This window comes from Priestia sp. TRM10 (assembly GCF_057808375.1).
Genome location: NZ_JBJZOT010000016.1, coordinates 202005 through 213987, shown reverse-complemented (window position 1 = coordinate 213987; position 11983 = coordinate 202005). Strand labels below are relative to the sequence as shown.

Here is an 11983-nt window from a genome sequence, read left to right as displayed (position 1 = left end):
TTTGGACTTTGAGTCAGCAAGTTCATGCACACCATTATTTGACTGCTTTTACTTCCAGTCTTTTTTGAACTGTTCACACTTTAGCTGAAGGTCGTCCATCATGCCAATAAGGCGGTCAATATCTTCAATGTCAGCATTTTCTGCCTCTAAAGAGTCCAGTACGTGCATAAACATATCAAGACGGGTTCTTAAATACTGAAGCTGTGCTTCTTTATCGTGAATTGCATTGCCCATTTTCACACTCTCCCTTCACATTCTTAATGGTAGCGAATGATTTCAGCATTGACAACTAAAAGCGGATAATTCCATAATAATCGTTAGTACCCTTTATTTAGTTTGATGAAATAATGTGAGAGACAGGTTCTCTTTTTAAAGGAGTTTTTATGATGAAACAAACGGTTTTAAAACCGATAACCCCACAGTACGACCCGTGGGAAGCTTATTTAGATACCGAGGAGTTTGGTAAACCAACATTAACAAACGTCGAGTTTACAACAACTACTCTTTGTAATATGCGCTGTGAACACTGTGCTGTTGGTTACACATTACAACCAAAAGATGATCCAGCTCTTCCATTAGATTTGTTAATTCAGCGACTAGAGGAAATTCCTCATCTTCGTTCCATTAGCATTACAGGTGGAGAGCCAATGCTTTCTCTTTCATCTGTAAAAAATTACGTTGTGCCGCTATTAAAGTATGCACATGAACGTGGTGTGCGCACGCAAATCAATTCGAACTTAACGTTAGATTTATCTCGTTATGAGCTTATTATTCCATACTTGGACGTTTTACATATTTCTCATAACTGGGGAACGATGGATGAGTTTGTTGAAGGCGGATTTGCGATGATGGAGCGCAAACCAACGTATAAGCAGCGTGCAAAATATTTTGAGAAAATGATCGAGAATAGTCGAGCCCTTGCAAAAGCAGGTGTTATGGTTTCTGCGGAAACTATGTTAAACAAGCGAACGCTACCATACATGAAAGATATTCACCATCAAATTGTTAACGAAATGCAGTGTGGCCGACACGAAGTTCATCCCATGTATCCAAGTGACTTTGCAAGTGCTCTTGAAACCCTTTCTCTAAAAGACATGAGAAAAGCGATTCACGATTTGTTAGACGTTCGAGATGAAAATGTATGGATGCTGTTTGGAACGCTTCCTTTTTATCCTTGTAGCTCAAATGAAGAAGATTTAGCACTTTTAAAACGTCTTCATAGTGCTAAAAATGTTACAGTTCGAAACGATCCTGATGGCCGTTCACGACTGAACGTCAGCATTTTTTCTGGAGATATTATCGTCACAGATTTCGGAGATACGCCAGCACTTGGAAATATTCAGGACACAAAACTTCTAGATGCTTTCCAAACATGGCAAAATTCTAATATCTCAAAAGAAATAAGCTGTCACTGTCCAGCGGTGAAATGTCTTGGACCAAATATTTTAGTACGTGATTCTTATTACAAAGATAAAGATTTTACAAAACTGTCTTCCAACCTATAAAAAAGGTGCTCAACTGAGCACCTTTTTTATGAAACATGATACATAAAAGATAAGTGATCTTGAACAGGGATCCAAGCTCCAATTCCTTGTGATGTAACATTCTTCACGACAATTGTTCGCTTCGTTCCTTTAATAACCAGATACACTTCCCCATATGTGACTTTCCCCTTCTCACTTACAGCGGGAACATATGAGTGAAGCTGAGCAAATTTCTTTGCTGGTACCGTATATTCTCTTTCTTTTTTCGTTCCTGCCCCAACAACCGTCGTAAAAGCAAGAGGGAGCTTTGTTTTTTCTTGTGCTTTTAAAAGCATCATCTTTTTTACTTCGTCCCCGTTTGGGATGTCAGCTGTTAATCCACCTTTAACTTGCTTTTGTTGTTCTTGTCTGTAGTACATCTTAGCAGGACTTTCAACTCCTCGGTTATCGTAACGATTCGTATTAATATTCTGGTACTCCCAGTTCGTATTTGTTTCATCTGACTGATAGTTCAGTGCCCATTCCCCTAAATAGACCGTTGCCTTGAAACCAAGTGAAAGAGGATTAGAAGAAATAGAAGACTCGTTTAACATGCGAATAAGGTCTGGACTTTCAATCTTAACATTTGATGTTTCGATAAGCTCTTTTGTAAGCTCACTAGGCTGTAAAGAAGGAGAATCATGGTTTGAATTAGGATACGTGTTCTCTTTCCCAATGTTTAACGTAGCCCCTGGAATTTCAACGCCACTGCTTCCTTTTTTCTTTCCTTCAGCAGAAATTGAGGAAACTCCTCCAAATACAAGTAGAAAAATAAGAAAGCTTAACACTACTTTACGAAGCATTCTAACACTCCTTTCAACAATAAGAAATTCCTTTGTTCGTAGTTTTTTCTTATCCCTATTTTTTTATCCGTAACATTCTTTCTTAAAATAAATAGAAACCAATTCCAATAATTACATACGCCCCCAATAACATAGCTCCTTCAAACCAATTCGTATCTCCATCGTTTGATACAATTACGGTTAAAAACACTGCGGAAAACATAGCGATGAGCTCTGGATAAGAAAAAACTAACGGCATCGACTCTTGAAACAAGAGAGATAATAATACAAGCACTGGAGCTACAAACATAGCAACTTGAAGTGTTGAACCAATCGCAATTTCAACAGCAACGTCCATTCGATTTTTATACGCCATAAGAACAGCAGAAATATGTTCAGCTGCATTCCCTACAATAGCTACGATAATTACTCCAATAAATAACTCGCTCCATCCAAAACTTTCTCCAACAATTTTAAATGTCTCCACAAGACTTTCTGAAATATAAGCAACAGCAATTGTTGCTAATGCGAGGATTACAAATGCTCGTTTTGCCGTCCATTCTGCTGTTTCCTCTTCATGAGCAACGTTTTGCTCTTCTTGTGTATAAACACCTCTGTGTGTGACAAGACGAAACAAAAGAGCAGCAAGATAAAGAAAAATGAGGATGATAGAAGTCCCAATGCTAAGACTAATAGCATTTTGCTCTGACATGCCTTTTGAAAACACTTCTGGAATAACAAAAGCGACCATAACAGAGAAAACAAGCAATCCTGAATTGTGACGCGCATCATAGACATTAAACGTCTGTCTTTTAAATTTCAGTCCCCCAACAAAAAAAGAAAGACCGCCAACAAGTAAAAGATTTCCTAACACAGATCCCGTCAACGATGCTAGTACTATTGTGACAAGTCCAGCTTTTAAAGAGAAAATCGAAATAATTAATTCAACAGCATTTCCAAATGTCGCATTTAAAAGTCCTCCAATTCGTGGGCCTGTTACAATTGCAAGACTTTCTGTTGCCCTCCCCATATAGCTTGCTAGAGCAATAATTGTCAAACAATATACTCCAAACATAACAAGTGGAGAAAAATGCAGAAGATGACCAATAACTGAGAGCGGAACCCCAATAATTGTAATAATAAGAAAGACTTTATTAATCAAACAAACTGCCTCCCTTCATAGCTTTTCACTTCATATATCTACGTTATTTTGAACTAATCTTTCACTTATTATGAAGAAGATTTTAGGAAGTGTGTTTAAAACAGCGAAAACTAGGAAAATTAAAGACGAAAAGGAGGCTTATTTACGATGAGTGAAGCTTTGAAAGAACATGTATTGTCTATCCTAAACAATTATAAAGTAGGAACGCTAGCAACGATTCGGAACGATCAACCATTCTCTCGCTTTATGATGTTTTTCCATGAAGAGCTTGTACTTTATACAGCAACAAACAAAGAAACTCATAAAGCAGAGGATATTGAGAAAAATCCCCATGTTCATATTCTGCTAAGAAAAGAAGATTCATGGAATAGTCCATATGTTGAAATTGAAGCAGAAGCAACAGTTGAAGAAACAAAAGCATTAAAAGAAAAATTTTGGAACGAACAGCTGAAGGAATGGATTGACAGTCCAGAGGATCCAAACTATCTTCTTCTTCAACTGACACCAAAAAAGATTTATTACTACGAAAAACCTGGAAGTAAAGCTCAAGTGCTATAAATAAAGAGGTGCTCAATATGAGCACCTCTTTATTTATGAATTGAGAAACTTTCAGTAATGCTTATACTTCCTTGCACAGATTGAATCATCGGACATACTTTTTTAGATAATTGGATAACTTTTCCGATTTCTTCTTCTTTTAAGGCAGTACCTCTTAACAAGTAATGAAGATGAACATGTTCAAGGCGTTTGATAAGACCAGTACTTCTCTTTTCCTTTGTTTCTATTTTCATATCTGTTATAGCTATCCCTTTTCTTTCTAACGTAGAGAGTAAAACTTCTCCACTGCACGAAGCAATTGATGCAATCATGAGTTCTGAGGGAGAAAACGTTCTTTTATTACTCCCTGATATATATAATCTGTTATGTTCCTTTTCTGTACTAAAACACCCTTCACTTTTTTGTAATTCCATTTCTTCACCTCTTTTCTCCCTTATATCACGGCTGACAGCTTCATACAATGAGCGGAAAAATATTTTTTTCAAAAAAAAGATACACATTTTTCTTTTGCTGTTATATAATACAAGTAAGTAAAATAAACTGTATTAAAACAGAAAAGAGGAGATGGAGAATATGAGCAGACAAGAACGGAAAAATATGATCGAATTTATTTCAAGAGTAAGACCAGTAGATATGGAGCTTTTCATGTATATGACGGATGCTGACCTTGAGCAAGTTTATAACACAACTTATTTTTATCATGAAGAAATTGCAGAATAAAAACCTAAATTAAAATAATTATTAAGTTATAATATTTCCCTTTTAGTAAATAAGTGATATACTATAAAAAACAAAGTTAGAAACAAGAGATTTCCTATAGGTTTTATAGTTGGTGCTGCTATCACATGATAGCAGCACCACTGTGTTTTTTAAGGGAATGATTTTGATTCTAATTCTCAATTAGCTAAGGGGGAATGAAAATGGAAAGAGAAGCAGTTGTACAATCAGCACCACAACAGCCGATGAATGAGCGTTCATCTTTTCTAGTTTTACATGGAGAAATGACGGCTGCTATTGTAAGTGGAATCTTAATTGTGATCGGTTGGGTCTTGATGAATCAAGACTACAGTGAATTTGGCATTGGAAGTTTTATTTTAGCTTATGTAATTGGTGGATTTGCTAAAGCAAAAGAAGGAATTGAAGAAACAATCAAGGAAAAAGAGCTGAACGTAGAAATGCTCATGCTCCTTGCTGCAATTGGCTCAGCTATTATCGGTTATTGGCTTGAAGGAGCTCTTCTAATTTTCATTTTTGCTTTAAGCGGAGCTCTTGAAACTTACACAATGAACAGAAGTGAACGAGAGCTAACCTCATTAATGGAACTCCAGCCAGAAGAAGCAACAGTTCTTTATGAAGGAAAAGAAAAAACAGTTTCTCTTTCTAACATAAAGAAAGGTGATATTCTGTTAATTAAACCGGGTGAGCGCGTACCACTTGACGGCACTATTTTAAGTGGTCAAACGTCCATTGACCAAGCTGCCATTACAGGTGAAGCCGTTCCTGTTTTTAAGGAGATTGGTAGTGAAGTATATGCAGGAACTGTTAATGTAAACGGAGCTGTTACAGTAGAAGTCACAAAGCCTGCCAAAGATACACTTTTCCAAAAAATTATTACACTTGTTCAGCAAGCCCAAAATGAAAAGTCTCCTTCACAACTTTTCATTGAAAAATTTGAGTCTGTCTATGTGAAAGCAGTATTAATTATTGTAGCTCTTATGATGTTTTTACCTCATTTTCTTTTAGACTGGAGCTGGACAGAGACATTTTATCGCGCCATGATTTTGCTTGTTGTTGCATCTCCTTGTGCACTTGTAGCAGCTATTACACCTGCTTCCCTTTCCGCTATTTCCTACGGAGCTCGGCATGGAATTTTATTTAAAAGTGGTTTGCATCTCGAAAGATTGGCTCATCTTGAAGCAATTGCCTTTGATAAAACAGGCACGCTCACAAAAGGGACGCCAGCTGTCACAGACGTTGTAACAAGAGAAGATGTATCAGAAGAAGAGTTCCTTTACATAATTGCTTCTATTGAGCGCTACTCGCATCACCCTCTTGCACAGTCAATTGTGCAACATGCTCAATCGAAGATAACAAAGGAGCTAAAACAGCCCGATCAACTTGAAGACGTGCCTGGATTTGGTGTCATCGGCTCTCTTAATAACCAAGAAATCAAAATTGGAAAAAGGGAATTTTTCAAAAAAGAGGCTCATGCATTTCGTCCTAATCTTTCAGAAAGTTTTGCGACCGAAGGAAAAACAGTCGTATATGCAAAAGATGCTCAAGGAATTATTGGAATGATTGCTTTAAAAGACATAGTTCGCCCAGAAGCAAAAGAGGCCATTTCTGTTTTAAACGAACTTGGTATTAAAACTGTTATGCTTACAGGTGACAGTGAAAAAACAGCCTCTGCTATTAGTAAAGAATGTTCTGTTGAAAACTATATCGCAGGCTGCTTACCAGAAGAAAAAGTAACACATGTAAAAGCTCTAAAACAAGAGCACGAAACTGTTGCAATGGTTGGAGACGGCATTAACGATGCCCCAGCTCTTGCTCATGCAAACATCGGAATTGCAATGGGAGAAGGAACAGATGTAGCGCTTGAAACAGCTGATATTGTTCTTATGAAAAATAACTTATCTAAAATTGCTCAAGCTGTTAAGTTGTCCAAAAAAATGAATGCTATCGTAAAACAAAATATCATCTTTTCGATCAGCATTATTGTACTGTTAATTTGCTCAAACTTTCTTCAATTTTTAGATCTTCCTCTTGGAGTAATCGGTCATGAAGGCAGTACAATTCTTGTTATTTTAAATGGATTACGCCTTCTTAAAAACTAAAGAAAAAGCGCTCAGATGAGCGCTTTTTTATTTAATGGTAGCCATTTTGTCCATTTTGGCTGCCGCTTGTTTTATGTTTTGGAGATTGTTTTGAATTTTGTTTATTATGGCTTCCGCCTTTTTTTGTATGCTTGCTCATTGCTATCTCTCCTTTATAAGAACTTTCTCCTATAGTATAGGAAAGAGAGCACAAAACATTCATGAAGAACATTGGTTAATCCTCTACTTCTATCCTCTCTTGATAAATTCCGTTAACTTCTCCTCCAAGCACGAGAATAATACCTGATAAGTACAGCCAGATCATCAACACAATGACGCCTCCAAGACTTCCGTACATAGCACTATAATTACTGAAATTGTTCACATAGTACGAAAAAGCAAGCGAAGAAAAGGACCACCCTACTGTCGTGAAAATGGCCCCTGGTACTACTTGTGACAATCTTAGGCGCTTACTTGGAGCAAATAGGTATAAGAATGTAAAAACAATAAATAAAATGGCAATACTCACAATCCATCTAAGCATATTCCAAACGTCTAAAAATTCTTCTGAAGCTCCAAAAGAAGAGAAAAAGTAAACGCCAATCGCTTTTCCGAATACAGGAAGAAGCAATGCAATAACAATTACAAAAATCATTGCTATAGTAAGTAAGATGGCAATTGCTCTCGCTATAAGGAAAGAACGAGTTTCTTTTACATTATAGGCTCTGTTTAATGCTCGAATAATCGCGTTGATACCGTTAGAGGCAGACCAAACTGTCGCAATCGCCCCAAATGATAAGAGCGATGTATTTTGCTTACTCAATACGTTTTGAACGTTATGCTCAATTAAATAGAGTGATTCCTCAGGAGCAAATTGACGCACAAGAGCAAGCAAATCATCCCCTTGAAAAGGTAAAAAGGCAATAAGTGTGAACATGAAAATTAAAAATGGAAAAAGAGAGAGAAGCAGAAAATAAGCAAGTTCAGCAGATAAATTAAGCACTTCATCTCTATGAAACCGAAGAAACATCTCCTTGATAAATGGCTGATGTTTAACACTTTTTTTCATTTTTTCTCTCCTTCATTTTTGGCTCATTGTTTCGGTTCTTCGCCTCTCCATTTCTCAATAACCTCTTTTGTATCATGAATAGCTTCTAACATAGGAGGAGTTGCTTCCTTTAGCTCATCCCACTTATCATTTAAATATGAAACATCATCTGCAAGCTTATTGAAAAGATCTCTTGTATCTTCATACACAATCTTCAGCTCTTCTGAGACTTCACGAGGATTTTTAATTGCCCATGTTGTATAGCTTACGGCTTTTTTTCCTTTTTGAATCACATATTGGCGCGTTTCCCGATCAGCCATAGCTGCTCCTGCACCAATTAAAGCTCCAAGCGCCATTTTCGTTAACATTCTTCCTCCTATACTCATTGCAATTCCTCCTTTTTCAAATCTTTCAAAATAATCTCATCTAGTAGACGTGCACAACCTTCTTTTACAAGATCATATACTTCCTCAAAGTTTCCAGTAAAATACGGATCAGGAACATCATCAACTTTTCCTTGTGGTACAAAGTCCAATAAACGTCCAATATATCCTGTTTTATTGTATCGAGCTAGACGATGTAGATTCCCTATATTCTCTGCATCCATCCCAATAATATAATCAAAGTTCCCTAAGTCCTCTTCTTTCACTTGACGAGCTTTAATCCCTTCACTGCTTATGCTGTTTTGTTTTAAGATATGAAGAGTTCCTTCATGCGGAGATTTCCCAATATGATAATTACCTGTCCCAGCTGAGTCTATTTCTATGATATGTTGCAAATTCTTTTTTTTGACTAAATCTCGAAAAACTGCTTCCGCCATTGGGGAACGGCAAATGTTCCCTAAACAAACGAACAATACACGAATCATCAAACTCCTCCTTTTTTGTTAACTTGACTCTATAATCCCATAGAACGACTATGTTCTACAATATTTAACCCTTCTTCTTCTCTCCTAGAAATTCAATCCTTTCTTCTTTTCTGTTCTCTTTCCATGTTACAATAAACAAAAGCTTTTAATACGAAAGGATGACAGGCGTGAATTTGCAAGAGAAATCAGCAGAGAATATTAAATATATGGTTGAAAAAATCAGCCAGAAGTTAAACATTATGAATATGGGTGTTATGAAACCAGAGCAGTTTGATGAAGAATCTTATGAAGAACTTCGTGAAATTTATGAGATGGTAGAAGCCAAGCGTCAGTTTAGTCCAAGTGAAATGCAAGCCATTGCTACAGAGCTCGGTACATTACGCAAATAAGTAGAACAAAAAAAACTCTTACGCCTAGTATGCGTAAGAGGTTTTTTGTTCTATACTTATTTTCCGATAAACATTTGTGTCCAATATGTTGAATTACCGTCTTCTACATAACCAACACCCATATGAGTAAAGCTAGGATTTAGAATGTTTTTGCGGTGTCCATCACTGTTCATCCAAGAATTCATTACTTCTTCTGGTGTTTGTTGGCCTTTAGCAATGTTTTCTCCAGCTGATTTATATTCGATACCGAATTGCTTCATCATATCAAATGGTGAACCATATGTTGGAGAAGTATGATCAAAATAGCCTTTTGCTTTCATATCTTCTGACTTTTTAGTTGCAACATCGCTTAGTTCTTTATCTAATGTTACAGGTTTAAGACCCTGCTTCTCTCTCTCTTTATTTACAAGCTGAACAACTTGTTCTGCATATTGACTAGAATCAGATGATTCTGCTTGATTTTCTGCAGCATTTGTTTGTTTCTCTGTTGGTGCTGCTGTTTTTGTTTGTTTCTCTGTTGGTGCTGCTGCTGTTTTTGTCACATCACCGCTATTTACTGTACTGCCATCACAAGGTACTGTATAGCTGTACGTATGTTCTTTCATTTGTGAGTTTTGCACAGATGCTGCATCAGCCTGCCCTGTTGCACCGACAATTCCTAATGACATCACACCTGCGACTGTTAATACACGAAGTTTCTTCATAAAATAATACCTCCTATATTTTTTGACCCCCTCACGTTCTTCATTGTGCAGAAAAACTAGTAAACTATCAACCTTTATAAGCTACCAATACTTTCTATAAAAATACAAAAAAGAGCTAAACCCCTTGATATAGAAAGGGTATAACTCTTTCTCTAGTTCATCATGCTAATTTATTCCTTTTATAGGTTTTCTATAATGAAAAGGTTTTTTTCAGCGTAAGAAAACCCTAATAAATTATATTAAGATAACACTTTCAATGATTCCCTTGTAAATGCTGGGATATCATCAGGTGTTCTGCTTGTTACAAGTTGGTTTTGACAAACGACAACTTCTTTGTCTTGGAATGATGCCCCTGCATTTTCAAGGTCTACTTGAATAGATTTGAATCCTGTTACGCCACGGTCTTTTAACGTTTTTGCTGTAATTAATAGCTGTGGACCATGACAGATTGCTAGAACAGGTTTTTCATCGTCCATAAATGATTTTGCAAAAGCTACGAAACGGTCGTCTGCTCTCAACATATCTGGTGAGAAACCGCCAGGGATGAATAAAGCGTCGTATTGAGATGGATCTGCATCCTCAATACTTTGATCAATTGTCACTGTCGTCTCTCCTTGCTTTCCTTTTACATCTTTGCCTTTTTCAGCACCGATTACTGTTAATTCATGTCCTTCTTCTTTAAATGATTTAGCTGGATCTGTGTACTCTACATCCTCGAAATAATCTGTTAGTACTACTGCAATTTTTTTACCCATAATAACTCCACTCCTAAATAAAATTGTTTTATGTCTATAATTAATCTACCCGCTAAAATTTCAATTAAACATGCCGTTTTATTCAACTCTCTCAATTAAAAAAACCAGCTCACATTGTGAGCTGGTTTTCATTTTTCTCTTATAAGACTGCTTGCTCTTGTTCAACATCGAGCATAAGTTTTGGGCCAAAAAATTCATAATGGATACAATCTGCTGGTACGCCGTTTTTATACAAAGCACCTACAACTTGTTCCATAAATCCCTTTGGTCCACAAACATAATAGTGAGCATTTGGTTGTATGAGGTTATGATTGATCCATTCTTCATTAATTCTTCCATTAAAATAATGTTCCCCACACGCTTCAGTTGGTTTGGAATAGAAATTATAGGATTTAAACGAATGTTTATCCATAAGCTCTTGTACATGATCATAGAAAGGGTGTAAGTTTCGATTACATGAGCTTTGAACAAACGTCATATTTCCACTATACTTTTGGTCTACCAACGTTTCAAGCATACTCATTAGCGGTGTTACACCTACGCCACCACCAAGGAAAACAAGCGGCTCCCCATGATGCTCTTTTAAAACAAATTCACCCGCTGGTACGCTAATTTGAAGAAGGTCTCCAACCTGCACATCTTCATGAAGGTAGCATGATACTTTTCCTTCTTTCTTTACAGAAATGCGTAAGTACTGCTTGTTCGGAATGGATGAAACACTATATTGTCTTACATGTGTGTATTCTTCATTTGGAATATGTGCTTCAATACTAATGTACTGACCAGGTAAAAAAGCAGGAAGGGACTTCCCATCTTCTTTTTCTAGATAAAAGGATGTAACAAGCTCACTTTCTTTTTCTTTACGAACAACTTTAAATGGAGCAAATCCTTTCCACCCTTCTCCTTTTTCAGCTTCTTCGTACATTGTGTTTTCAACATCAATAAATGCTTTAGCAATTACACCATATGCTTGTTCCCATGCTTGTAGTACTTCATCTGTTGCAGCGTCTCCAAGTACTTCTTTAATAGCTTTTAACAAGTACTCCCCAACGATTGGATAATGCTCTTTCTGTACACCCACACTGCGATGTTTATGAGCAATCTGGACAACAGCACCTGTAATATTTTCCAATTTGTCAATATTAACGGCAGCAGCATATACAGCTGTTGCTAAAGACCGAGGCTGCTCACCTGTCTTTTGGTTTGTATGATTAAATACGTTCAGCAATTGTGGATAGTCTTCAAAAAGACGCTTGTAAAAACATTTTGTAATCTCTTCTCCTCTTTCAGCAAGAATAGGAGCTGTACTTTTTACAATTTTAATAACAGATTCATTTAACATTATTCATCACACCTTCAGTGGGATTTTTTAACTTCA

General features: G+C 36.7%; 15 protein-coding genes. 5 read left to right on the top strand and 10 right to left on the bottom strand.

The features are described 5' to 3' along the window. Window positions 1-48: 48 nt before the first annotated feature. Window positions 49-234: an SE1561 family protein gene (locus ACK3CR_RS25210; protein WP_019390593.1), complete on the bottom strand. Its 186-nt coding sequence runs from the start codon at window positions 232-234 to the stop codon at window positions 49-51. Window positions 235-383: 149 nt separating this feature from the next. Here ACK3CR_RS25210 and yfkAB point away from each other — a divergent pair, with 149 nt between their 5' ends. Then, window positions 384-1505 carry a radical SAM/CxCxxxxC motif protein YfkAB gene (gene yfkAB / locus ACK3CR_RS25205; protein ID WP_243515005.1) on the top strand — a complete coding sequence of 374 codons (1122 nt, stop codon included), beginning with the start codon at window positions 384-386 and terminating at the stop codon, window positions 1503-1505. Between the two features lie 26 nt (window positions 1506-1531). Here the strand turns inward: yfkAB and ACK3CR_RS25200 are convergent, their stop codons facing one another. Further along, window positions 1532-2326, bottom strand: coding sequence for a YfkD family protein (locus ACK3CR_RS25200; protein ID WP_328123876.1), 795 nt, complete (start codon window positions 2324-2326; stop codon window positions 1532-1534). Between the two features lie 82 nt (window positions 2327-2408). Beyond that, entirely contained in the window at window positions 2409-3467 is a 1059-nt protein-coding gene (gene cax, locus ACK3CR_RS25195) for a calcium/proton exchanger (protein WP_243515011.1), read from the bottom strand. 147 nt (window positions 3468-3614) lie between these two features. Here cax and ACK3CR_RS25190 point away from each other — a divergent pair, with 147 nt between their 5' ends. Continuing rightward, window positions 3615-4025, top strand: a complete 411-nt coding sequence (locus ACK3CR_RS25190) for a pyridoxamine 5'-phosphate oxidase family protein (RefSeq protein ID WP_243515015.1) — start codon at window positions 3615-3617, stop codon at window positions 4023-4025. A 29-nt stretch (window positions 4026-4054) separates the two neighbouring features. On the opposite strand, the gene ACK3CR_RS25185 is transcribed toward ACK3CR_RS25190, so the two are convergent. Then, window positions 4055-4438, bottom strand: a complete 384-nt coding sequence (locus tag ACK3CR_RS25185; protein ID WP_243515018.1) for an OsmC family protein — start codon at window positions 4436-4438, stop codon at window positions 4055-4057. Between the two features lie 160 nt (window positions 4439-4598). Between ACK3CR_RS25185 and ACK3CR_RS25180 the strand changes: the two genes are divergently transcribed. Both ACK3CR_RS25180 and ACK3CR_RS25175 read left to right on the top strand, forming a co-directional pair. Beyond that, window positions 4599-4745, top strand: a complete 147-nt coding sequence (locus ACK3CR_RS25180; RefSeq protein ID WP_019390587.1) for a BH0509 family protein — start codon at window positions 4599-4601, stop codon at window positions 4743-4745. 242 nt (window positions 4746-4987) lie between these two features. Beyond that, window positions 4988-6862, top strand: coding sequence for a heavy metal translocating P-type ATPase (locus tag ACK3CR_RS25175; protein ID WP_276517270.1), 1875 nt, complete (start codon window positions 4988-4990; stop codon window positions 6860-6862). A gap of 214 nt (window positions 6863-7076) precedes the next feature. On the opposite strand, the gene ACK3CR_RS25170 is transcribed toward ACK3CR_RS25175, so the two are convergent. The 3 genes from ACK3CR_RS25170 to ACK3CR_RS25160 are packed head-to-tail and all read right to left on the bottom strand — an operon-like array spanning window position 7077 to window position 8757. Further along, complete coding sequence (locus tag ACK3CR_RS25170) at window positions 7077-7910, bottom strand: YihY/virulence factor BrkB family protein (protein ID WP_243515023.1); 834 nt, start codon at window positions 7908-7910, stop codon at window positions 7077-7079. Between the two features lie 23 nt (window positions 7911-7933). Then, entirely contained in the window at window positions 7934-8275 is a 342-nt protein-coding gene (locus ACK3CR_RS25165; protein WP_243515025.1) for a hypothetical protein, read from the bottom strand. Continuing rightward, complete coding sequence (locus ACK3CR_RS25160) at window positions 8272-8757, bottom strand: low molecular weight protein-tyrosine-phosphatase (protein ID WP_243515035.1); 486 nt, start codon at window positions 8755-8757, stop codon at window positions 8272-8274. The genes ACK3CR_RS25165 and ACK3CR_RS25160 overlap by 4 nt, the downstream gene beginning before the upstream one ends. Before the next feature lie 167 nt (window positions 8758-8924). Between ACK3CR_RS25160 and ACK3CR_RS25155 the strand changes: the two genes are divergently transcribed. Beyond that, a complete protein-coding gene (locus tag ACK3CR_RS25155) occupies window positions 8925-9146 on the top strand; it encodes a DUF1128 domain-containing protein (protein ID WP_019390581.1) in 222 nt (73 codons plus the stop codon). Between the two features lie 56 nt (window positions 9147-9202). Here ACK3CR_RS25155 and ACK3CR_RS25150 read toward each other — a convergent pair whose 3' ends face one another. The 3 genes from ACK3CR_RS25150 to hmpA all read right to left on the bottom strand — a co-directional run bounded on the left by ACK3CR_RS25150 (window position 9203) and on the right by hmpA (window position 11947). Further along, window positions 9203-9850 carry a CAP domain-containing protein gene (locus tag ACK3CR_RS25150; protein ID WP_410914172.1) on the bottom strand — a complete coding sequence of 216 codons (648 nt, stop codon included), beginning with the start codon at window positions 9848-9850 and terminating at the stop codon, window positions 9203-9205. 239 nt (window positions 9851-10089) lie between these two features. After that, window positions 10090-10605, bottom strand: a complete 516-nt coding sequence (locus ACK3CR_RS25145) for a type 1 glutamine amidotransferase domain-containing protein (protein WP_243515041.1) — start codon at window positions 10603-10605, stop codon at window positions 10090-10092. A 139-nt stretch (window positions 10606-10744) separates the two neighbouring features. Then, the gene (gene hmpA, locus ACK3CR_RS25140) at window positions 10745-11947 is read right to left on the bottom strand and encodes an NO-inducible flavohemoprotein (protein WP_430240059.1); all 1203 of its coding nucleotides are present in this window, start codon (window positions 11945-11947) and stop codon (window positions 10745-10747) included. Window positions 11948-11983 lie beyond the last annotated feature (36 nt).